Origin of the sequence: Paenibacillus sp. OAS669 (assembly GCF_014873645.1) — a bacterium.
Lineage (GTDB): Bacteria > Bacillota > Bacilli > Paenibacillales > NBRC-103111 > Paenibacillus_S > Paenibacillus_S vulneris.
In genome coordinates, this window is record NZ_JADBDR010000003.1 from 1 (window position 1) to 21,215 (window position 21,215).

Annotated in this window: 22 protein-coding genes, 17 tRNA genes and 1 rRNA gene; 33 read left to right on the top strand and 7 right to left on the bottom strand. The window is 50.5% G+C overall.

Features of this window, described 5'->3' with window-relative positions; translation table 11 throughout:
- From GGC63_RS07915 to GGC63_RS08000, 18 genes are all read left to right on the top strand, one after another.
- A 23S ribosomal RNA gene (locus tag GGC63_RS07915) occupies nt 1–678 on the top strand; the annotation flags it as partial.
- A gap of 142 nt (nt 679–820) precedes the next feature.
- A tRNA-Asn gene (locus GGC63_RS07920) sits at nt 821–896 on the top strand.
- Nucleotides 897–899: 3 nt separating this feature from the next.
- A tRNA-Ser gene (locus GGC63_RS07925) sits at nt 900–988 on the top strand.
- Between the two features lie 9 nt (nt 989–997).
- Nucleotides 998–1,072: transfer RNA gene (locus GGC63_RS07930), tRNA-Glu, on the top strand.
- Nucleotides 1,073–1,089: 17 nt separating this feature from the next.
- Nucleotides 1,090–1,165: transfer RNA gene (locus GGC63_RS07935), tRNA-Val, on the top strand.
- 14 nt (nt 1,166–1,179) lie between these two features.
- Nucleotides 1,180–1,256 (top strand) — tRNA-Met (locus GGC63_RS07940).
- A 15-nt stretch (nt 1,257–1,271) separates the two neighbouring features.
- A tRNA-Asp gene (locus GGC63_RS07945) sits at nt 1,272–1,348 on the top strand.
- Between the two features lie 22 nt (nt 1,349–1,370).
- Nucleotides 1,371–1,446: transfer RNA gene (locus tag GGC63_RS07950), tRNA-Phe, on the top strand.
- A gap of 16 nt (nt 1,447–1,462) precedes the next feature.
- Nucleotides 1,463–1,538: transfer RNA gene (locus tag GGC63_RS07955), tRNA-Thr, on the top strand.
- A 31-nt stretch (nt 1,539–1,569) separates the two neighbouring features.
- Nucleotides 1,570–1,654 (top strand) — tRNA-Tyr (locus GGC63_RS07960).
- Nucleotides 1,655–1,661: 7 nt separating this feature from the next.
- A tRNA-Trp gene (locus GGC63_RS07965) sits at nt 1,662–1,735 on the top strand.
- Nucleotides 1,736–1,748: 13 nt separating this feature from the next.
- Nucleotides 1,749–1,824: transfer RNA gene (locus GGC63_RS07970), tRNA-His, on the top strand.
- Between the two features lie 12 nt (nt 1,825–1,836).
- Nucleotides 1,837–1,908: transfer RNA gene (locus tag GGC63_RS07975), tRNA-Gln, on the top strand.
- Nucleotides 1,909–1,918: 10 nt separating this feature from the next.
- A tRNA-Gly gene (locus tag GGC63_RS07980) sits at nt 1,919–1,993 on the top strand.
- A gap of 6 nt (nt 1,994–1,999) precedes the next feature.
- Nucleotides 2,000–2,073: transfer RNA gene (locus GGC63_RS07985), tRNA-Cys, on the top strand.
- Nucleotides 2,074–2,082: 9 nt separating this feature from the next.
- A tRNA-Leu gene (locus tag GGC63_RS07990) sits at nt 2,083–2,171 on the top strand.
- Between the two features lie 17 nt (nt 2,172–2,188).
- Nucleotides 2,189–2,265 (top strand) — tRNA-Arg (locus tag GGC63_RS07995).
- A 5-nt stretch (nt 2,266–2,270) separates the two neighbouring features.
- Nucleotides 2,271–2,350 (top strand) — tRNA-Leu (locus tag GGC63_RS08000).
- An 84-nt stretch (nt 2,351–2,434) separates the two neighbouring features.
- On the opposite strand, the gene GGC63_RS08005 is transcribed toward GGC63_RS08000, so the two are convergent.
- Nucleotides 2,435–2,656, bottom strand: coding sequence for a hypothetical protein (locus tag GGC63_RS08005; RefSeq protein WP_192701846.1), 222 nt, complete (start codon nt 2,654–2,656; stop codon nt 2,435–2,437).
- Nucleotides 2,657–2,788: 132 nt separating this feature from the next.
- On the opposite strand from GGC63_RS08005, the gene GGC63_RS08010 reads away from it, so the two are divergent.
- Nucleotides 2,789–3,076: an alpha/beta-type small acid-soluble spore protein gene (locus GGC63_RS08010; protein WP_079915063.1), complete on the top strand. Its 288-nt coding sequence runs from the start codon at nt 2,789–2,791 to the stop codon at nt 3,074–3,076.
- Nucleotides 3,077–3,164: 88 nt separating this feature from the next.
- Here GGC63_RS08010 and GGC63_RS08015 read toward each other — a convergent pair whose 3' ends face one another.
- From GGC63_RS08015 to glpX, 3 genes are all read right to left on the bottom strand, one after another.
- Nucleotides 3,165–4,214: a polysaccharide deacetylase family protein gene (locus GGC63_RS08015; protein WP_192701847.1), complete on the bottom strand. Its 1,050-nt coding sequence runs from the start codon at nt 4,212–4,214 to the stop codon at nt 3,165–3,167.
- Nucleotides 4,215–4,301: 87 nt separating this feature from the next.
- A complete protein-coding gene (locus GGC63_RS08020) occupies nt 4,302–5,111 on the bottom strand; it encodes a sulfite exporter TauE/SafE family protein (RefSeq protein WP_192702240.1) in 810 nt (269 codons plus the stop codon).
- 74 nt (nt 5,112–5,185) lie between these two features.
- Nucleotides 5,186–6,157, bottom strand: coding sequence for a class II fructose-bisphosphatase (gene glpX, locus GGC63_RS08025; RefSeq protein WP_192701848.1), 972 nt, complete (start codon nt 6,155–6,157; stop codon nt 5,186–5,188).
- 240 nt (nt 6,158–6,397) lie between these two features.
- Here glpX and GGC63_RS08030 point away from each other — a divergent pair, with 240 nt between their 5' ends.
- The 3 genes from GGC63_RS08030 to GGC63_RS08040 all read left to right on the top strand — a co-directional run bounded on the left by GGC63_RS08030 (nt 6,398) and on the right by GGC63_RS08040 (nt 9,408).
- Complete coding sequence (locus tag GGC63_RS08030) at nt 6,398–7,051, top strand: helix-turn-helix transcriptional regulator (RefSeq protein WP_079915066.1); 654 nt, start codon at nt 6,398–6,400, stop codon at nt 7,049–7,051.
- A 57-nt stretch (nt 7,052–7,108) separates the two neighbouring features.
- Nucleotides 7,109–7,915: a pyruvate, water dikinase regulatory protein gene (locus tag GGC63_RS08035; RefSeq protein ID WP_079915091.1), complete on the top strand. Its 807-nt coding sequence runs from the start codon at nt 7,109–7,111 to the stop codon at nt 7,913–7,915.
- A gap of 182 nt (nt 7,916–8,097) precedes the next feature.
- Complete coding sequence (locus tag GGC63_RS08040; protein WP_192701849.1) at nt 8,098–9,408, top strand: molybdopterin-dependent oxidoreductase; 1,311 nt, start codon at nt 8,098–8,100, stop codon at nt 9,406–9,408.
- A 6-nt stretch (nt 9,409–9,414) separates the two neighbouring features.
- Here the strand turns inward: GGC63_RS08040 and GGC63_RS08045 are convergent, their stop codons facing one another.
- Entirely contained in the window at nt 9,415–10,554 is a 1,140-nt protein-coding gene (locus GGC63_RS08045) for a GerAB/ArcD/ProY family transporter (protein WP_192701850.1), read from the bottom strand.
- Nucleotides 10,555–10,727: 173 nt separating this feature from the next.
- Between GGC63_RS08045 and GGC63_RS08050 the strand changes: the two genes are divergently transcribed.
- The 4 genes from GGC63_RS08050 to glp are packed head-to-tail and all read left to right on the top strand — an operon-like array spanning nt 10,728 to nt 14,352.
- Nucleotides 10,728–11,372 (top strand): MOSC domain-containing protein, encoded by a 645-nt coding sequence (locus GGC63_RS08050; RefSeq protein ID WP_192701851.1) that lies wholly within the window; start codon nt 10,728–10,730, stop codon nt 11,370–11,372.
- A gap of 35 nt (nt 11,373–11,407) precedes the next feature.
- On the top strand, nt 11,408–12,055 hold the full coding sequence (locus GGC63_RS08055) for a molybdenum cofactor guanylyltransferase (RefSeq protein WP_192701852.1): 648 nt from the start codon (nt 11,408–11,410) through the stop codon (nt 12,053–12,055).
- 31 nt (nt 12,056–12,086) lie between these two features.
- Nucleotides 12,087–13,091, top strand: a complete 1,005-nt coding sequence (gene moaA, locus GGC63_RS08060; protein WP_192701853.1) for a GTP 3',8-cyclase MoaA — start codon at nt 12,087–12,089, stop codon at nt 13,089–13,091.
- Nucleotides 13,092–13,098: 7 nt separating this feature from the next.
- Entirely contained in the window at nt 13,099–14,352 is a 1,254-nt protein-coding gene (gene glp, locus GGC63_RS08065) for a gephyrin-like molybdotransferase Glp (RefSeq protein WP_192701854.1), read from the top strand.
- Nucleotides 14,353–14,472: 120 nt separating this feature from the next.
- Here glp and GGC63_RS08070 read toward each other — a convergent pair whose 3' ends face one another.
- Nucleotides 14,473–14,565, bottom strand: a complete 93-nt coding sequence (locus GGC63_RS08070; RefSeq protein WP_079915073.1) for a sporulation protein YjcZ — start codon at nt 14,563–14,565, stop codon at nt 14,473–14,475.
- Nucleotides 14,566–14,958: 393 nt separating this feature from the next.
- Here GGC63_RS08070 and GGC63_RS08075 point away from each other — a divergent pair, with 393 nt between their 5' ends.
- Nucleotides 14,959–16,236, top strand: a complete 1,278-nt coding sequence (locus GGC63_RS08075; protein WP_192701855.1) for an ATP-binding protein — start codon at nt 14,959–14,961, stop codon at nt 16,234–16,236.
- Entirely contained in the window at nt 16,233–17,426 is a 1,194-nt protein-coding gene (gene eis, locus GGC63_RS08080; protein WP_192701856.1) for an enhanced intracellular survival protein Eis, read from the top strand. Before GGC63_RS08075 ends, eis begins: the two co-directional genes overlap by 4 nt.
- Here eis and GGC63_RS08085 read toward each other — a convergent pair.
- Nucleotides 17,386–17,889, bottom strand: a complete 504-nt coding sequence (locus GGC63_RS08085; RefSeq protein ID WP_192701857.1) for a hypothetical protein — start codon at nt 17,887–17,889, stop codon at nt 17,386–17,388. The genes eis and GGC63_RS08085 overlap by 41 nt on opposite strands.
- Nucleotides 17,890–18,121: 232 nt before the next feature.
- Here GGC63_RS08085 and GGC63_RS08090 point away from each other — a divergent pair, with 232 nt between their 5' ends.
- From GGC63_RS08090 to liaF, 5 genes are all read left to right on the top strand, one after another.
- Nucleotides 18,122–18,424 (top strand): LiaF transmembrane domain-containing protein, encoded by a 303-nt coding sequence (locus GGC63_RS08090; RefSeq protein ID WP_079915077.1) that lies wholly within the window; start codon nt 18,122–18,124, stop codon nt 18,422–18,424.
- Between the two features lie 67 nt (nt 18,425–18,491).
- Nucleotides 18,492–19,178 carry a PspA/IM30 family protein gene (locus tag GGC63_RS08095; RefSeq protein ID WP_192701858.1) on the top strand — a complete coding sequence of 229 codons (687 nt, stop codon included), beginning with the start codon at nt 18,492–18,494 and terminating at the stop codon, nt 19,176–19,178.
- Nucleotides 19,175–19,690: a PspC domain-containing protein gene (locus GGC63_RS08100; RefSeq protein ID WP_192701859.1), complete on the top strand. Its 516-nt coding sequence runs from the start codon at nt 19,175–19,177 to the stop codon at nt 19,688–19,690. Before GGC63_RS08095 ends, GGC63_RS08100 begins: the two co-directional genes overlap by 4 nt.
- Nucleotides 19,690–20,391 carry a PspA/IM30 family protein gene (locus GGC63_RS08105; protein WP_192701860.1) on the top strand — a complete coding sequence of 234 codons (702 nt, stop codon included), beginning with the start codon at nt 19,690–19,692 and terminating at the stop codon, nt 20,389–20,391. The genes GGC63_RS08100 and GGC63_RS08105 overlap by 1 nt, the downstream gene beginning before the upstream one ends.
- 158 nt (nt 20,392–20,549) lie before the next feature.
- Nucleotides 20,550–21,215: a cell wall-active antibiotics response protein LiaF gene (liaF, locus tag GGC63_RS08110; protein WP_079915081.1), complete on the top strand. Its 666-nt coding sequence runs from the start codon at nt 20,550–20,552 to the stop codon at nt 21,213–21,215.

The window sequence follows — 21,215 nt, forward strand, 5'->3', positions numbered from 1 at the left end:
CCGGTCGGGGAACAGTGTCAGGTGGGCAGTTTGACTGGGGCGGTCGCCTCCTAAAAAGTAACGGAGGCGCCCCAAGGTTCCCTCAGAATGGTTGGAAATCATTCGAAGAGTGCAAAGGCATAAGGGAGCTTGACTGCGAGACAAACAGGTCGAGCAGGGACGAAAGTCGGGCTTAGTGATCCGGTGGTACCGAATGGAAGGGCCATCGCTCAACGGATAAAAGCTACCCTGGGGATAACAGGCTTATCTCCCCCAAGAGTCCACATCGACGGGGAGGTTTGGCACCTCGATGTCGGCTCATCGCATCCTGGGGCTGAAGTAGGTCCCAAGGGTTGGGCTGTTCGCCCATTAAAGCGGTACGCGAGCTGGGTTCAGAACGTCGTGAGACAGTTCGGTCCCTATCTGTCGTGGGCGTAGGAAATTTGAGAGGAGCTGTCCTTAGTACGAGAGGACCGGGATGGACGTACCGCTGGTGTACCAGTTGTTCCGCCAGGAGCACGGCTGGATAGCTACGTACGGACGGGATAAGCGCTGAAAGCATCTAAGCGTGAAGCCCCCCTCAAGATGAGATTTCCCAGTATGTAAGACCCCTTGAAGACGACGAGGTAGATAGGTTCGGGGTGGAAGCACGGCAACGTGTGGAGCTGACGAATACTAATCGGTCGAGGGCTTAACCTAGAGTCCCCACAAAGTGAAGCAAAGCGTTGTAGCTTATGCCGATTACTTTGCGGGGAGCCCCGAAACACAAATTGCTCAACAATACGCATGCATTTCGTATCTAGTTTTCAGGGTGCAATTTGATACTCTGAAGTAACATTATTCCCTGATAGCTCAGTTGGTAGAGCACTCGACTGTTAATCGAGTTGTCACAGGTTCGAGTCCTGTTCGGGGAGCCATATGGAGAGGTGTCCGAGTTGGCCGAAGGAGCACGATTGGAAATCGTGTAGGCGTCACAAGCGTCTCGAGGGTTCGAATCCCTCTCTCTCCGTAGCAGTAAGGCCCGTTGGTCAAGGGGTTAAGACACCTCCCTTTCACGGAGGTAACAGGGGTTCGAATCCCCTACGGGTCACCAATATAACTCATACATATGGAGGCTTAGCTCAGCTGGGAGAGCATCTGCCTTACAAGCAGAGGGTCGGCGGTTCGATCCCGTCAGCCTCCACCATATGTAACTAACGACGCGGGGTGGAGCAGCCCGGTAGCTCGTCGGGCTCATAACCCGAAGGCCGCAGGTTCAAATCCTGCCCCCGCAACCAAAAAATACCTAGTGTGGAGCCGTGGTGTAGAGGCCTAACATGCCTGCCTGTCACGCAGGAGACCGCGGGTTCGAATCCCGTCGGCTCCGCCATTCATATTCAATGTAATATCGAGGCTCGGTAGCTCAGTCGGTAGAGCAGAGGACTGAAAATCCTCGTGTCGGCGGTTCGATTCCGTCCCGAGCCACCATGTAAGTAATTAATATGCCGTTGTAGCTCAATTGGTAGAGCAACTGACTTGTAATCAGTAGGTTGGGGGTTCAAGTCCTCTCGACGGCACCATTGCTTCATCAAGAAGCAAGCAATTGAATATGGAGGCTTAGCGAAGTGGCCAAACGCAGCAGACTGTAAATCTGTTCTCATTGAGTTCGGTGGTTCGAATCCATCAGCCTCCACCATTTTCATAGGGGCATAGTTTAAAGGTAGAACAAAGGTCTCCAAAACCTTTGGTGTGGGTTCGATTCCTGCTGCCCCTGCCAATTTCATATCATGGCGGTCGTGGCGAAGGGGTTAACGCACTGGATTGTGGCTCCAGCACTCGTGGGTTCAAGTCCCATCGATCGCCCCATTATTACAGTATTGGGGATTAGCCAAGCGGTAAGGCAACGGACTTTGACTCCGTCATGCCTAGGTTCGAATCCTAGATCCCCAGTTTCTTATATGCGGAAGTGGCTCAGCGGTAGAGCATCGCCTTGCCAAGGCGAGGGTCGCGGGTTCGATTCCCGTCTTCCGCTCCATAATGAGGCGCCATAGCCAAGTGGTAAGGCAGAGCTCTGCAAAAGCTTTACCCCCAGTTCGAGTCTGGGTGGCGCCTCCATTCTTTTACGCCGGAGTGGCGGAATCGGCAGACGCACAGGACTTAAAATCCTGCGGTAGGTGACTACCGTACCAGTTCAAGTCTGGTCTTCGGCACCAGTTATAATTTCATATATGTGCCCTTAGCTCAGCTGGATAGAGCGTTTGACTACGAATCAAAAGGTCGGGAGTTCGAATCTCTCAGGGCACGCCATACTAGCCGGTGTGGCGGAATTGGCAGACGCGCGCGACTCAAAATCGTGAGGGAAACCGTGGGGGTTCGAGTCCCTTCACCGGCATATAAAAAGACCATTAGATATTGTATCTGATGGTCTTTTTATATTTTTAAAATACGAGATAGCTTCAATGCAATTCATCCATCTTCACAGACGTGCAAAGTACTGATTCAAGGAGTCTAGAATTTCCTCGCAGTATGCTTTCTCCTCTTCCGTATTCGCCGCGCTACTATCTTCCTTTTGAATTTGCTCGAAACGTTGGACAAGGGCATCCGTAACAAATTCAGCACTAACGCCATAATGCTTGATAATAGCGAATAACCCGTCCAGGTTCGTATGGTTATCAATAATTTCTGATAGATGGCTCATGTCAGCTTTCTCCTCCTTGACGCATTAATCCAGGCTTATTTATTGTTGGCGGCTGATCTTTATTTTATGTAAGTATAGTACCGCTTGTTTAGGCTTATTCTATACATACCAACAACAGAAAGGAGAAGCGATATGGCAAGAAGAAGGAGCAACAACAGGTTATTGGTTCCTCAGGCTTCCCAAGGAATGGAGCAATTTAAAGGCGAAGTCATGCGTAGGGAAGGCTTCCCGGTGAATATGAATAAGCCGGAAGAGGTTAAATATGAGGTGGCCAAAACATTGGGCATTCCTCTTTCGGATGGTGGTAACGGACGTTTAACGACGGAGCAGGCGGGCAAGATTGGCGGCCGTATAGGAGGTTCCATGGTGAAAGAGATGATACGTATGGCACAGCAAAAGCTGCTGGACGATCGTAAGTAGCCGTTCCCGCTGGTCTTAAGCTTATAATAAAAGCCTTCAGTTTCCTTATAGGAGTCTGAAGGCTGTTTTTTATGTGCAAAGTGATGGATTACAGCTGTTTGGATACTTTAAGCAGCTCTGGCAGTGTAACTAATCGATACCCCTTGGATTGAAGGGATTCGATGATCGTCGGAAGCGCTGCGACGGTACCAGAGAGATTCTGGTTAGGCCCGCCACCGGAATGCTGCAAAATAATGGATCCGGCCCCGGCATGATTTAAAACGTTGGCTGTCACCTCGGCCTGGCTCAGCTGCTTCCAATCACGGGAGTCGACATTCCAGTTCACGATTTTATAATGATGATTGGATGCCCACAGCAATTGGCTTTCGGTTATTTCTCCGTAAGGAGGGCGGATGAGTCTCGGCGTGTAGCCGACGGCATTCTTAACGACTTTTTGCGTTTTGGCTATTTGATTTTGAAATTGTTCGTCCGTTAGCTTGGTTAATAAAGCATGATTATAGGTATGGTTGCCAATAACATGGCCTTCCCTATGCATTCGCTTAACAACGGATGGGTGCTTTTCGGCAAGCCGCCCGACTACAAAAAATGTCGCTTTGACATTATATTGTTTCAAGATATCCAAGACTTGAATCGTATACCGGGTATCAGGCGCGTCATCAAAGGTAAGTGCTACTTGCTTGGAATTCGGCGACCCTTTTAATAACAGAAGGTCAGGATACTTTTTGACAAGCTGGCTTAAGGTAAGACGATTTGCGGATACAGATTTTTTGGACGCGGTGGAAGCAGGAGCTCCCTCAGCTTGTCTTGGGATTTTTTTATTTGTTTTTTGGGGTGCCGGTGTCGACTGCTGAGACGGCTGTTGGACCTGTTGCTGAGCTTGAGGCACCGGCTGGGCCTCCGGCTTAGGTGAGGGTGACGGCTGTACTGCCTTCTGCGGATCGGTGGCTGCTTTTGGCGGCACAGGCGTTGGAGCCGCGGATACCGAAAGTTTATGCATCAAATCCGGTTGATTCTGCAGAGGATCGGAAGTATGTACGATCGGATTGGGAACCGATTTCTCCTCCTGAACCATACATCCCGATAAACACAAAGAAGCTATGGATACAAATAAGGTCGTTTTGAACAAAACTGGTTTCATATAGGCTCCCCCTTGCACAAAGTTGCCGTTAGTTTTCGCGAAAGGGGGAGAGATTATCCTCAGCAAGAAATTCCGTTTATGCTCCCGTTATATTCCTTCCCATATCATTTTGATGGCGACGATAAAGAAAGTAACTCGCAGGACCCATAGCAGCTTTTTGCTGCTGAGCTTGCTTGCGATCTTGGCCCCGAGCCAACCGCCAATCAGCGCGCTTGGTGCTAGACCCAGCACCATCCAGCCGTCAATTTCCCCCAAGCTTAGATGAGTGAAGGAGCCCATAATAGAGGATAGGAAAATGACGAACATGGAAGTGGCAGTGGCTATATGCGGCGGATAACGGAAAATAATGACCATTGCCGGTACGAACAAGGAGCCCCCTCCAATACCGAACAAGCCGGAGATAAAGCCGACAGCCAATCCGATAATCAGAGCAGGGACGAACCCGTAGCCATATTCATGGACCTGGCCCTGAGAGTCGGTGAACGACCTTTGAATGCGCCAGCGGATATTCAATGGCTTCATATAGTCTCGCAAGACAAGGAGAGTAGCCATGCAAAGCATGAAGATGCCAAAGCTAAGCTGAAACGATTTGGCGTTAACGAATTGGGTCGTATAGGAGCCAAGCATGGCACCGGGACCGCAGGTAATCAAATACAACCAGCCGCTTTTGAAATCCACCCGTTTCTGTTTGAAAAAGGTCAAGGTCGAGGAGAGTGCCGTGAAGATAAGGACGGCCAACGAAGTCCCTACAGCCGTTGCGACCGATATGGGCTGGCCAACAAAAACAGGACCCAGGTACACCAGAGCCGGGACGATGATTACGCCCCCGCCCAAGCCTACAAGGCTCCCGAATGTAGCTGCAAGCAAGCCTACAGCAGTGTAAAATAAGATTTCCATCATTAATCTTCTCCCGCATTTATGTTTTGTGTCCTTAATTGTACCATACAAGAGAAGATGGGCTGTATATGTCTTTATAATGAAGTCACAATCTGAGGTTTATTAGGTAAATAATGAATGGAACGAATAAATCGAACGGTCTTGGTTCGGGCACGCATAACGATGGAATGAGTCTCCGCACGCTGATTGGCCAAATATTGAACACCGCCTAGAAATTCTCCAGGGGTAATGCCTGTAGCCGCAAAAATAACATCCTCTGTACCGACCATATCCTTCATGGTCAACAGCTTTAAAGGATCGTCCATTCCCATATCAAGACAACGCTTGAACTCTTCATCGTTAGACGGCATAAGTCTTCCCTGAAGCTCTCCACCGAGGCAGCAAAGGGCAGCAGCAGCCAGAACGCCTTCCGGAGCGCCTCCGGAGCCTACATATAGATCAATGCCGGACTCGGACAAAGCCGGGGCCATAGCACCGGCTACATCGCCATCGCTAAGCAGCTTGATACGTACTCCGACGCGGCGAAGGGTTTGGATCATTTCTTGATGGCGTTCCCGATCGAGAATCATGACGGTCAGGTTGCTTAAAGGCTTATCCAGATGCTCGGCCGCTTTTTGAAGCGTCAGTTCAAGCGGATCGCTGAGATGCAGCTTCCCTGCCAATGCCGGACCTACGGCCAGCTTTTCCATATACATGTCGGGGGCATGCAGCAAGCAGCCTTTATTTGCAATAGCAATTACCGCCAAGGCATTATTCAGCCCTTTGGCCACAAGCTCCGTGCCTTCCAGCGGATCGACCGCAACGTCGACCTCCGGGCCCTGACCGTTACCGACCTTCTCACCGATATACAGCATAGGGGCTTCATCCATCTCGCCTTCCCCAATGACGACCGTGCCTTGAACGGAAACGGAATCGAACATCGTCCGCATGGCGGAGGTAGCAGCTCCGTCCGCTTGAATTTTGTCGCCGCGGCCCATCCATTGTGCTGCAGACAAGGCTGCAAGCTCGGTGACGCGAACAATTTCCAGTGCCAGTTCTCTTTCCATGTACATAGCCCCCAAATCCGATTTTTTTCTAGCGTATCATCTGTAGTTTAAATAGGATACAATGATTGATAAATATAGTATAATAATTAGTGATAAAACGTGCAATATATTTTCTGTTTTGCTTAACCATTCGGTCGTTTTGAGCTTATTATGAGATATAAATGTATTTATATATAAGTTCAGCTCAATATTTGGTACAATGCATGTAATATGACATGCTCGAAATAAAGACAGGAGGTTATGAACATCGAACTGACAGCCCGCCAATTACAAATCGTAGAATTGGTTAAACAGCATGCGCCGATTACGGGCGAGCAGATAGCGGAAATGCTCGGACTAAGCCGGCCTACCCTCCGCTCCGACTTGGCATTGCTTGTTATGCTCGGTTACGTCGATGCGAAGCCCAAGGTAGGTTATTCTCCGGGCTCCGCAATGTCCTCGGGAAGTCAGGCTTCCCGTAGGCTTCAGTCACTTAAAGTAAAAGATGTACAGTCCATGCCCGTCATCGTAAGGGAGAATGCGTCCGTTCATGATGCGGTCGTCTCGCTTTTTATGGAAAATGTGGGGAGCTTGATCGTCGTCGACGAGGAGAGCTGTTTATCCGGCGTCATTTCCCGAAAAGACTTGTTAAAGTTTACACTTGGCAATACCGCCGCCGCATCCATGCCGGTTAGTATGGTCATGACCCGGGAGCCGAACGTGGTTCACGTTAGCCCCGAAGATACGGTGATTGACGCAGCCCGTAAAATGATTCTCCATCAGGTGGATAGCCTTCCAGTGGTTGTTAAATCCAAGCAGGATACGACGCATGGCCGGTCCAGATGGGATGTAGTAGGCCGGGTCACCAAAACGATCATGACGCAGCTGCTGCTGGAGCTGGCGACCGAGCCGTGAGGATACGGAAAATGGATGGAAACGTGTGAGACAATAATAAAGGAGAAGAACCGGATGATGAAAGACGACCAGCATTATGAGATCACGATTTGCTCCGACTCGGTTGGGGAGACCGCCGAAGCGGTTGTCAAGGCGACCATGCGGCAATTTGATGCCCAGCAGGTTAAGACCAAGCGGATCGGTCACATAAAACATGAGGATGAAATTCGCGCGATTATGGAGGAGGCTGCCAAACGCGGCGGCTTTGTCGCTTATACGCTCGTTCAGCCGGAGCTTCGCGAAATGATGAGGGAGGAAGCGATCCGCCTGGGTGTTCGTGCCGTGGATATTATGGGGCCGATGATGCAGGCGTTCATCGATACGTTCAACGATTCTCCCAAGCGTAAGCCGGGACTGCTGCATGAGCTGGACGACGACTATTTCAAACGGGTGGATGCGATTGAGTTTGCCGTAAAATGCGATGACGGCAGAGACACGAGCTCCCTGTTAAAGGCGGATATCGTCCTGATTGGCGTTTCACGCACGTCGAAGACGCCGCTCAGCATCTTTTTGGCGCATAAGGGACTCAAAGTATCCAACCTGCCGCTTGTGCCTGAAGTAAAGCCGCCTAAGGAGCTATTCCTGCTGCCGGGCAACCGGATTGTCGGCCTTATTATGGATGCGGACAAGCTGTTGAAGATCCGTACGGAACGTCTGAGAGCCGTCGGTCTGCCGTTTGGGGCAAAATATGCGGCAATGGAGCGTATTATGGAAGAGCTGGATTATGCGCAAAAGCTGATGAAACAGGTAGGGTGCCCGATCATCAATGTAACCGATAAGGCGATAGAGGAGACGGCAGGCATCATTATGAGTTATAAACAATAAAAAAACTCGAATATCCAAAGGAAAGCATGCAGCATACGCCGATGGCGCAGGTTCATGCTTTTTTCGTTATTTTGCCATGGAGACTTGCCGGACCTCTTAGATGCCGGAGAGCGATATGCTACAATAGGAAAATAGAAGTAAAAAAGGAGCCGGATGCGTCTCTAAATAAGGAGAGTGCGAAGATGGATGCTTGGAGAAGCTGGTTGAAGGAACCGTTCGGAAAAAAGCTGAAACGGCTTCATGCCTGGAATGCATGGCTGATCGTGTTACTGGCCATAACGGGGATTATCCTGTATATTCCTTCGATCCGGGGAGATTTGGGAGCTTTTCGAGTATTTCTTAAGCAGTTACATATTGGGTTAGGCCTTCTATCCATCGTCATTATTTTGATGTATTCGCGCCATATTCCAAAACATTGGAAGCAAATCTCGCAAAAAATAAATCAGCGCTGGAATTTATTCATCGTACTCCTTTTGCTTGCCGGATGGAGTGTGACGGGGATCCTGCTGTGGCAGTTCCGAAGCCTCTCTCCTGTATGGAGCAATACGGCGCTTGTTCTGCATGACCTGTTTACATGGTTAGGCATTCCCTATGCAATCTATCACTCCATCTCAAGGAGCCGGTGGTTGAAGGCAATGAAGCGCGAGGAGAAGCGGGAGGCCATCAGCGCGAACTTACAAGACGGAGCAGCTTCCACGGGAACGGGGAGAGCTGGAGCCGCGGCGGATGATCCTCAGGAGCGAATCCGATATTGGCAGAAGGCGCCCATTTCACGCTCCGCTTTTATCCGATGGCTTGTCGGTTTGGCCGTTGTATTCGGGGTTGGACCGTCCTTTTACCGTTGGATCAAGACCGCAGCGGATAATGGAGGAACGGAACTGGAGAAGCTGGCAGGAGAGGATGCGAATCGGATGCTCCCGGTACCGGAAGCGCTGCCTGAATCGAATCCTCCGCTTGGAGGCGGCGGCCAAGGCCAATTCAGAATCTATACCGTCACAGAAATCCCCGCCTTCTCTAGCGATCATTGGAGCTTCACGGTAGCGGGATTAGTGGAAAAGCCCCAATCCTGGAGCTGGGAAGAGCTTCTGAAGCTTAAGCGGAAAGTGCAGGTCAGCGATTTTCACTGTGTAACCGGCTGGTCCGTCTATAAAGTTACCTGGGAAGGCATCCCTCTGTCCGAGCTGCTCGACATGGTGAATGTCAAGAGCACGGGGCGTTTTGTGAAAATGTATTCGGGAGACAAAGTATACACGGATTGCCTGTCATTGGAGCAGGCGCGCATGGAGGATGTCATGGTAGCCGTGCTTATGGACGGAAAGCCGATTCCACAAAAGCTGGGAGGCCCGGTTCGTCTGATTGTACCGCAAATGTATGCTTATAAATCGGTAAAATGGCTCCAGGCTATCGAACTGATCGATAAGGAGCATATGGGTTATTGGGAGGTACGCGGTTATGACAATGACGCCTGGGTCAGCAAAAATAGACTATCCTGAGCATGCTTAGCTTTTCTCTGACGCTGCCGTAGTCCCCAACCCGTTGACCGGTTCTTTGGGCTTGCCCCATTTCTTACGGACAAGGGCAATCATGAGCAGCAGAACGGGAATGACCACCTGAATGGTGGTATAGAAGAAAACAAGGGATGTTGACAGCATATGGTTCAACACTTCCCGGCTGGAAGCGACCCACTTGCTGTATACAACCAGCATATAGCCGACTGTAAAGACAATCGAACGGTAGCCCGGCAGCTGAAACCACTGGCTGACCATTAAGACCAGCACATAATAGACAAGTGAAATTTTGATAAACATCGCGAGCACCCAGACGGCCATAGCCGTGGCTTCCAAATGCTCCAGGAAGTCAGCCAGGCTGATGTAACGAGCTGCAAGCATAACGGGATAGCTGAAGCTACCAACAATGTCTCCAAGCAGCAGTAAGCTGATGATGCCGCAAAGCACCATAGATATCATTACAGCCAATACGGAAATCATTCCCCACTTCAAGCCTTTTTCGCGGTCGGACAAAAAGGGGATCAGCAGACCAAGATCGAAAAACTCGCTATACCAGGTTTGTGTCGGGACAGCCGCCTTGAGGGAAGGTGTAATGCCGTTTTCAAATATAGGCAGCATATTTTTCGGATTAAGGTCCGGCATGGCCAAGGAAAAAATAAGAAATAGCAGAATGACCACGATCGGGACGAAGAATTGAGCCACCCGGCCCAGCACTTCCAGTCCGCTGCGAACGGCAAACGCGCATACGATGACCATGCTGCTCATGACGACGATGATCGGGGTCTGCCGCAAAAAGGCGTCCATGATAAATTCGCCGTACTCTCTAATCATGATTCCGACATTGATGAAGTAAAAGACGATATAGATGAATCCCAGCAGCTTTCCCATGGTGATCCCGAGGATGGAGACGCTGTATTCCATGAAGGTTTGACCCGGATACAGCTTGTGAAGCCGAAACAGGACATAAACGAGCAGGAAGCCGACCAACGAAGCCCAAATAGGGGCTATCCATAAATCTTTATCTGCGTATTTAGCGGTAATAGAGGGAACGGAGAGAAGCGATGTGGATATGATGGTAGGATACATGACGATCGCCATCTGGAATGAGGAGATTCTCCCCTTCTCAATCATGCTGCAAGCCCCTCCATAAAATAGATTCTTCTACCTATTTTATCCCTACCTGAATGGCATTAAACGGTAACCGTGAAGGAATGTATAGCGATGAGAAGCATTTTCATTTATAGTAGTAAGAAATATCTGTTTTTTTGAGGCATAAGGGTTGGTACGGAGAGGAGATTTACGGTATGCAGCTGTTGTCGTTAAATGTAGGAAAGCCTATTGTGATCGAATATATGGGGAAGCCGTTGGAGACCGGTATTTACAAGCAGCCTGTAGAGGGCCCTGTCTATTTGTCATCCATTCAGCTTCAGGGCGACGGACAGGCGGATCTGATTAACCACGGCGGGAAGGATAAGGCGGTCTGCGTTTATTGTTCGGAGCACTTTGAATTCTGGAGGCAAAAGCTGGGGAGGCCCTTGTCCTTCGGGGCCTTCGGCGAAAATTTCACGGTCTCCGGGATGGTCGAGTCCGAGGTCCGTATCGGCGACATCTTCGAGGTAGGAGATGCGCTTGTCCAAATCAGCCAGCCGAGGCAGCCTTGCTTTAAGCTCGGCAAAAAGTACGAAGAGCCGGAGCTGCCATTGATGTTTCAAAATACAGGCTACACGGGCTACTACTTTCGCGTTGTGAAAGAGGGGCTTGTCGAGAAAGGTCAACCGATCAAGCTTGTCGACCGCCATCCGTCAGCCGTGACGATATTAGAAGCCAACCGTGTAAAATATCAGGATAAAAGCGATTGGGCCGGGATTCGAGCTTTGCTGGAAATCGATGCTTTATCGGAGAGCTGGAGAGCAGCTTTCCAAAAAAGGCTGGATTCGGCGGAAGGCTAGGTAGGTACCAATCTGCATATTGGAGGAACAGGCCTATGGACGATAGGCAGAAGTGGCTGACAGGCGTTATATTGGCCGGCGGCCAGAACCGCCGGATGGGCGGCCAGCCGAAAGCGATGCTTAAGCTTCAGGGGCGGTCCTTTGTAGAGCGACAGCTTGAAGAGCTAGGCAAGGTATGCAAGGAGATTCTGATCATCGCGAACGATGCCGCCCTGTTCGAGAAGCTGGTTCAGGGAGCGAATTCCGGCAGCATCCGGATTATTCCCGATCAGCACCCGGGCAAGGGGCCGCTCGCCGGCATGCAAGCTGCGATGCGGTCGGCACAGGGCGAGGCAATGTGGGTTGTCGCTTGTGACATGCCTCATGTTTCCGGTGCGGCTGCTTGTGCTATGATGGAGGAGCTGGACCTGGCAGGACAGCATTGGGATGCCGTCGTACCTGTGCTGCATGGCAAAATCCAACCTCTTCACGCGGTTTACCGGATAAAGAGCTGCAGAGAAATCGTTGACGACATGCTCGAAACCGCTCAATATAAGGTTATGGAATTGCTGCAACGGCTGAATTACAGGGAGACGGACGAACAATTTTTCGCAAGAATGGGCATAGCTGCCGACTTTGCTTTAAATATCAACGAACCGGCCCAATATGAACAGCTTCTAGGATTAAGGACAGACACATTTTAAAGTTTAACTCTGAAAGCGGAGGTGAGCTGAGATGTCCGTCATTTTAACGGATCGTTTCGGACGTGTTCACGATTATTTGCGCATTTCGGTCACGGATCGTTGTAATCTTCGGTGTGTCTACTGTATGCCGGAGGAGGGAATGCAGTTCGAGCCGGATGAACGGCTGCTCACCTTTGATGAAATTGTCGAGGTTGTACGGGTGCTGGCGGCTCTGGGGCTCAGAAAGCTTCGCATTACCGGGGGGGAACCGCTCGTTAGAAAAAATATCGAGCAGCTCATTGCCAGATTATCCGCCATTGACGGTATTGAGGATATCGCTTTGACGACGAACGGAATCTTCTTTGCCTCTAAAGCCGAGCAGCTTCGCGCCGCAGGCTTGACACGGATCAATATCAGCCTGGATTCCCTTAGGGCGGATCGTTTCTCTTTAATTACCCGCGGCGGGGATATTAAGCGGGTGTTGGAAGCAATAGATGCGGCTTATCGTGTAGGACTGGACCCTATCAAGCTGAATGTTGTATTGATGAAGGGGTTGAATGACGACGAGATTGACGATTTCTTGCAGATGACTATCGACCGCAAAATCCAGGTTCGATTTATCGAATATATGCCTATAGGCCATGACGATGAGGGATGGAAGAGCAAATATGTTCCGTTAAGCACGGTCACCGACCGTTGTGCGGCACGCGGCTGGCCGGTACAGCCTTATGGTGAGATCTACGGCAACGGGCCGTCTCAAAATTTTCAAATCGAGGGGGCTTTAGGTACGTTTGGCCTGATCCATCCGGTGAGCGATCATTTCTGCGAGACGTGCAATCGTCTCCGTCTTACCTCGGACGGGAACATTAAGCCTTGTCTGTATTGGTCCGATGAATTTAATGTGAGAAGATACATCGGCGACGATCAAGCTCTGGCAGATCTATTCCTCAAAGCGTTGAATGTGAAGCCTGAAAGCCATGAAATGGCCAAAGCGCTGCTCAATGAACAGCAAAGCCACATTCCTACGCTGCGAAGAATGTCGCAGATAGGAGGGTAAAGCCGACGTGGCCGGATTAAGGTTTCATCGAAAAGCAATTTCTGTTCTCGAGGCCCAACAGGCTGTACTTCAATGGGTCAAACATCTGGAGATCGAGGAAGTGCCCTTGGCCGAGAGCTTCGGGCGACGACTGGCCGAAGCCGTATCGACGGAGCAGCCGGTACCGCACTTTCGACGCTCGGGTGTAGACGGTTATGCGGTCCATGCCTCCGATAGTAGGGAGGCTTCCCCGGACAACCCGATAGCGTTGGAGGTCGTAGAACGAATATTTAGCGGCGACGTGCCCGAAAGGAGCGTTCTTCCAGGCCAGGCCGCCCGGATTATGACGGGTGCCGTGGTCCCCGAGGGGGCCGATGCCGTGATTATGCTCGAGATGACGGAGGCACGGGAGCGGCAGGTTCACATACGCAAAAGGATGTCAGAGGGAGAGAATATCACCCCGGTAGGACAAGAGGTAGCGCAGGGGACATTGCTTTTGCATGCAGGACAAGCAATAGGAGCGGGAGAGACCGCTTTATTGGCCTCCTTCGGTTATTCCAGCGTCCCCGTCTACCGCAAGCCTCGAGTGGCGATATTCTCTACAGGCTCGGAGCTGCTGGATGTGGACATGCCGCTTGAACCCGGCAAAATCCGCAACAGCAATAGCTATATGCTTGCTTGTCAGGTTCGGGAGGCAGGCGGAGAGCCTTTCATTATGCCGATTATGCCGGATGATCCGGCGATAGTCGAACGAGAGCTATTAGCCCTGGCGGATCAGGTCGATTTGATTCTGACGACAGGCGGAGTCTCGGTTGGCGATAAGGATGTGCTGGTGGATCTGTTTGAAAGGTGGGACGGGCAGCTGCTTTTCAATAAAGTAGCTATGCGGCCCGGAAGCCCGACTTCCGCCGGTGTATGGAGGAACAAGCTGCTGATAGCTCTTTCCGGGAATCCCGGAGCGTGCTTTGTTGGATTCGAGCTTTTTGCCCGGCCGTTCCTGCGCGGTCTATTGGGCTGCCCGTCCTTATATCATCATGAAATAGAGGCCAGACTGATGACGGACTATTCCAAAGGCTCTGCATATCCGCGCTATGTCCGCGGCTCTCTGGAGCTGCGTAAGGGAATGATCGGAGTTCGGCCGGCAGGCCAAGACAAATCAAGCATTATGGTATCCATCAAGGATACGGATTGCTTGATCTGTATTCCAGCCGGGGGAAGAGGCACAGCGGAAGGGGAAATGGTGAGAGTCCTTATGCTTGACGGGAAACCGATCATTGGTTAATAACTGGATCAAAAGGGAAACCCCCGATAAAGTGCGACGGCACCTTATCGGGGGTTTGTTTGTTGAATCAGAAGGGATGTTCAGCTGATTGCTTCTAGCGATTCGCCTATTCTGGGTTCATTAATACAATACTCCGCGAGTAACAATAACCAGCAGGATGAACAATACAAGGATAACACCTGTGCTTGTGAAAACTCCGCCAACACCGCTCATTCGACATCCCCCTTTCAGAAGACTTGATATACCATATGTCGTGGAGATGAATGCTGCTTGGGTACTTGCCCGTTTGTGTATAAAAAGGGCTTGTCTGATAGAACTTCTCGATTTCGACAAAGGATAACAAAAGAAAACGGAAAAAAACGGAAATAATACCTATTTTATGATAGTAATTTTAGCCTCATAATGGTAATATGTCCATATACTGTACTCTGAATACATTAATGGAATCAACCATCATGAGAAAGAGGCTGATATTTAAAAAAAGAATGGAACCGTATCAGTGAACTAGGCTTAATAGAGGATAAGCATCTGGGGAAATTACTGAAGACTATTGAAATGATCAGGGCGGCCACACTTGCCGAAAAATAAAGGGGGCCTGTTAACGACTTGAGTCATCTTTTGTTGAACGTGCTGATCATATGGGCATGTATCTTTTTGTATCAGGTGTTGTGGTTAGATAGGCTGAACCATAAAGCAAAGCTGGATAAGCCGGTGCTAACAGCGGTGCTGGCCATAGGATTGGCCGGCTGCATGTCGTTTCCCATGCATTTTTCTCAGAAGTTCGCATTCGATCTGAGAGGTGTTCTGCTGCTCATTGGGAATCTGTACGGCGGCATGCTTGCGGGCTGGGTACTAGGAGCAATTACCATTATCATCTGTGCAATGCAGGGCGAGGGCGGGCTGTGGCCTGTGATCCTGTTCGCAATGATAGGGTGGATGACATTATCGTATACCGGTCGAACCTATCGGCTGCTGCCGTTTAGAAAAAAGCTGTGGATCGGAACCGTTCTTGCCGGGATTATCGGAGAGCTGATGCTTGGCTTGACTTATTGGCTTGCTGCCGATACGGGCCTCTGGAGTATGCAAACGATCCGCCACATGCTTCTGTTCGGTTTACTTCAAGCGGCATGCGCGTTTTCGACGATTTATTTTATTGAGAAAATGCATGAAAATTCGATCGCGAAGGCGGAAATACAGCAGAAGGAGAAAATGCAGATGATAGGGGAGCTCGCTGCCTCGGTTGCCCATGAAATCCGCAATCCAATGACGGTGGTACGCGGGTTTATGCAGCTGATGAACTCTCACGGCGCTGCATTAAAACGTTTTAACGATTATGCCCCGCTCATCCTCGAGGAGCTTGACAGAGCCGAGACCATTCTGAGCGACTACTTATCCTTCGCCAAGCCACAGAATGCAGAGTGGGAGAAGCTGGAGTTAAGCGAGCAAATGTCTTATGCCATTGACGACGTGAAGCCCTATGCGAATATGAATCAGGTGGAGATAAGAACCTGTTGTCAAACCTCGCTCGCCATTTATTTCGATCGTAAAAAGCTGAGGCAGCTAATGGTCAATCTGCTTAAGAACGGGATAGAGGCTATGCCGGATGGCGGAAGGCTTCAGCTGGAGCTGTATCGGGAAAATGATCATGCCGTCATTCGCATTCTGGATGAAGGAATCGGCATGTCGGAGGAAGAATTAAAGCGGCTAGGGTCCCTCTTTTATTCCACCAAAACGAAGGGAACAGGAATAGGGATCATGATTTGCTATAAAATCATAGAAACGGCTAATGGAATACTTCAGCTGCAAAGCGAGAAGGGAAAAGGAACGACCGTTACAATTCGTCTGCCGTTATCGTTCCAAAAGAAGATGGAGGAAACGTCATGAAGCCATTTATTATCCGTCATATTCCCAAGGAGCAATTCGAGGACAGCTTGTCCTTATCGGAATTCGCATTTCAATACGAGGTCCCTAAGGAGGAACGCGCCAAAAAGCTATCGTTTTTAAAGGAAAAAGAATGCTGGGGAGCTTACGTGGAAGGAAATTTAGCTGCCCGTATGACCGTAATAGATCTGCACGTCTGGCTGTACGGCAAACGCTTCGCCATGGGCGGCATTGCGTCCGTAGCTACATGGCCGGAATACCGAAGAGGCGGCTTGGTATCCGCATTGCTATCCAATGCATTGAATGTAATGCGCGAGCAAGGACAGTCTCTCTCTTTCCTGCACCCGTTTCAATTCGCTTTTTACCGGAAGTTCGGGTGGGAGACCTATACGGAGACGAAAAAATACGAAATTCCGACTGCGCTTCTGCCCAAGCTTCCTCATCAACCGGGCCGGATCGTGAGGGTCGGCAGGGAAACTGAGCTCCTTAATGCCATTTATCAGCAATATGCAAAGGGATATAACGGTACGCTGGACCGTGACGAAGGCTGGTGGAATCACCGGATTCTCGATGGCAAAAAAGGGACTGTAGCGGTCTATTACGACGGCTCCGGCCAACCGTCCGGCTATGTACATTACGAGGTAAAGCAGCAAATTTGCCGCATTCATGAGCTGGTCTATCTCCACCGGGAAGCCTGGAAAGGATTATGGCGCTTTATTGCGGATCACGACTCGATGATTGAGAAGGTGACGATAAGCGTCCCGGCAAATGATGCTATGTCCTTCCTATTGGACAATCCTCGTATCAAACAGGAAGTGATCCCTTATTTTATGGCTAGAATCGTCGATGTGAAGTCGTTTATGGAGCAGTTCCCGTTTGTGCCCGCGGCTCAAGAAAGCGACACCCGGAGGTTAAGATTAAGGATCTCGGATGCTCATGCGGAATGGAATGACGGGGAGTTTCTGCTGGAGCTTTCCCCGGACGGTGGAGTCCGTATAAATAAGGTGCAGGAAGCCGATTCCGGAGTACCTGCCGTGTCCTGTGAAATCGGAACGCTGGCTGCCATGTTCATGGGATATCAGCGGCCAACGTTCCTGCATGATGTCGACCATTTGGAAGGAGACCGGGAAGCGGTTGCGCTTTTGGAAGCGATCATTCCGGAGGGTCAGACTTATTTGCCTGACTTTTTCTAGCCAGATCAAGCAGACCGTGCTGCTTCAGAAAGGAGTCCGGGTCGCTTGGACAATCGAATACGTAAGGCTTGCCCTCACTGCTGAATACGAGCAGATGGGGGCTTTCTTTTTGTTCCGGATCTACAAAAAGGTACAGGTCCGCGGCGTTCATCGTGAGCCAGCTATGCTTCACGGGGAGGGGAGGCTGAAGCGGGATGTGCACGACGATGCCGGATTCGGCTTCGACACGCGCTCTTCCCGATAGTCTCTGTACCGCCTTCAGCCAGCTTGCCGCTTGCTCGCGGAAGGCAGACGTGTTGGGCAGCGTTGCAACGACCTGCTCCTTTTTCACATCAAAGACTTGAACGGGAGGTTGCAGCTCCGCATAAACGGAAGCAAGGGATAGCGTCCACAGCAGGCAGGCCAAGAGAAGGGTGCGCGAAATTAGTGTGAGGTGTTGAATGGAAGCGCTACGTCTTTTCACAAAGGATCTCTCCGTTCTCATAGGGTAGTAAAACTAGTATGACACAGAAAACAAGAGTTCATCCCTGCAGACTTCTCCCGGTGTTTTCGGGGCTTTGACTAAGGTCCGAAGGTCCCCCCGACTTTGGTCTAGGAGCAAAAACCGACGCAGGTCCGTTTTGGGAAAAGGCGAAAGAACCTAAAATAAAGACATGAACGAAACACAAAGACAACGAAAGGCGGTGAATACATAAATGAGACTAAATCGGCACAGCGGTTTGGCGCTTCTATTAATCTTCTTCGGAGCCATCATCCTGCTGAACAAGTTCGGCTTCCACACAGGTCACATTATGGGCTACGTATTCCCTCTAGCTCTCGTCGGGCTAGGCTGGTTGGGCATCAAAAACGGCCGTTCCATTATCGGTTGGATCTTGCTCGTATTCGGAGGGATGATTCTTCTCGGTAAATTGTCCGGATTGATTGCCATAGCGGTTGCTATCGGATTTATCTGCTACGGAGTTTGCATCTTAAAGAAAAAATCAGGCGACGCTTATTGATTATAGGATAGTGATGTGATCTTTCCCCAAGCGGGGATGACAATTTGAAGGAAAAGGTGGTTAGGGCATGAGTTTAGGCAAAAGATTCAGAGACATTACCGTAGCGACTTTCAACGAAATGCTGGAGCAATCGGAAGATCCGGTTCGTCTGATAGATAAATATCTGCAGTCTCAAGCGGAACAAATCCGCGAGTCAGAGAAGCTGCTACAGCAATGTTTGTCCCATGCAGCCTCCCTAAGGCAGCAATACATGAACGCCGCTCAGCTGAAAGAGCGCCGCGAGCAGCAGGCCATGATTGCTCTTAAAGCGGGCGAGGAGGAGGTTGCGCGCATAGCTCTGCAGGAGAAGCTCCAGCAGGAAGAGCGCAGCACGCAGTACAAAGCGTTGTACGAGCAAAGCAAGCTCGGCATCGTTGAGCTTGAGGAGCAGGTTCAGCAGCTCAAGTCGGACTTTGAGGAAGTGGCGGCCAAGCGCAGCTACTATATCGCAAGACTGGAGAGCATAAGGCTGCAGCAGCGCATGAATGAGCGGCTGCGCGGCATGGGAGGCTACGGCTCGGCGCAGCCGAGAATGTTTGACCGGCTGGAGGAACGCGTATCCGACATGGAAATGACGGCGCGCACGCTTCGCGAAGTTCGCTCACAAACCCGCGACGCCTTCACGGCGGCCGGCAGTGCAGCTTCCCAGGCGCTGGAGAGTGAGATGGCCAAGCTGAAATCGAAATTACAGCAGGAGGGCTGGATGCGATCATGACCAGAATATACCGTTCTCGTACGGACCGAAAAGTGACCGGTCTCTGCGGAGGATTATCCGATACATTAAGAATCGATTCGAATTTGCTTCGACTGATCGTTGTCGTCACGGCGTTCTTTTCCGGCGGTGTCGTCATTCCTCTGTACTTCCTGGCGGCTCTCGTCATACCAAGCGAGCCTTACCCTGACGCTTCGTACGCAGGCTACGGATACGGAGGACCGGGACAAGGGCCATGGAACCGCGGTGAGGGCTCCTGGGGACGCGGCCATGAAAGAAGACGTCATGGCGGCCCGCGCAGACATGATGAAAGAGATCCCCGCGGTCATTATGAGGGAGCTTATACCCAGGCAGGATATGGATATGAGAACCAGCAGGAGAAGCAAGCAGGGTCTGATCTTGACGATATGATGAAAGATATTGAGAAAAAGGCTATGTGGAAAGAGATCGAGGAATTGCGCAGCAAAGTGGCTCAATACGAAAAACAACAACAATCTAAGGGAGATGTTAAATAATGGGAGTATTTTCTAGAATTAAAGATATGACAAAAGCGTCGCTGCATGAGCTGCTGGATAAGGTTGAAGATCCGATCATCATGCTGAATCAATATATCCGCGATATGGAAGAGGAAATCGCCCAAGCGGAAGTGACTGTAGCCCGTCAAATCGCAACGGAACGCAAAGTAAAGGAGCGTTGGGATGAAGCGATCCGTCTGACCGCACAGCGTGAAGAACAAGCTAAGGAAGCCCTGAAGCACGGTCAGGAAGCGGCGGCTCGTCAGGCTTTGGAGCAAAAGCTGTACTACGAAGGAAAAATTACCGAATATGCCGAAATGCATGCCCAATCGAAGGCGCAAGCGGAGGAGCTTGTTCAGCAGCTGCATGAGATGAAGGATGCGTTCTACCAAATGCGCAACAAGCGCAGCGAGCTGATATCCCGCGCTCAATTGGCCAAAGCGAAAAAGCAAATGGCCGAGGTAACGACAAATAACGTTATTGACGGCGGCAACGCAGTGAAAGGCTTCCGCCGCATGGAGGACAAAATTCTTTCCCTGGAGGTCGAAGCGGAAATTGCCCGCAAGCCTTATGTGAATACTTATTCGACGAATGCCGGTTATCCTGGCACTTACGGAGCAGCCGATGCGGCGAAGCAGCAAAAGGTCGACGATCAGCTTCAACTGTTGAAGGAGAAGCTGAACTCAGAGCAATCCCAATAAGGCAGCTGCGCTCCGTATTGATAAAATCCTCTTTGAGGCTATAGTAAATTATGATATGCTAGGAAAGGCAAAAAGCCATAGGGCAGCGATAGGCCGCTATGGCTTTTGCGCCTATCGAAGGGCGAACCAGAATCGACATAAGAAGGGAGGCAGCACGGATGAAGAAGAATTGGAAGCATCGAAACAATAACCGAAATGTAGCTCTGATCTTGATCGGAGTCGGGCTGTATTTGCTCCTGGATAATCATTTCGGCTTTTTCACCGTGTTGGCTCTCTTGTTCATTCTTTACGGCATTAATAAAATCCGGTCCGCCTCCGTACGCAAAGGCTATATATTTATCGGCATCGGATTGGTCATCCTGATCGGAGGGAACCTGTCCCTTCTGCTGGCCGTAGTGCTGATCTCGCTCGGCTTCTTCTATATTCGCTCCAAGCAGCTTCAGCGGGGCGATGATTATGTCAGGAAGCAGAGTCTGATCGAGAGCATCCGCTGGGGAAGAGAACCGTGGGTGCTGCGCAGCAGCTCGATATGGAACGTGCTCGGCGAGCTTCAAATCGATTTGACCTATGCCATCCCGGAGCAGCAGGAAACGACGATCGTCCTGCAGGGCGTTATTGCCGATGTGGATATTATTGTTCCGGAGGATATGGGCGTCTCCGTCACTTCCTCGGTCTTGTTCGGTCAATCCGATATCGGACCGCTGAAGGAGGCAGGGGCGTTGAACAAGACGGTATGGCAGTCGCCGAACTACGAAACCGCGGACATGCGGGTGAAGCTTCTTATCTCTTATGTCGTTGCCGATGTAGATATTAAAATCGTGTAA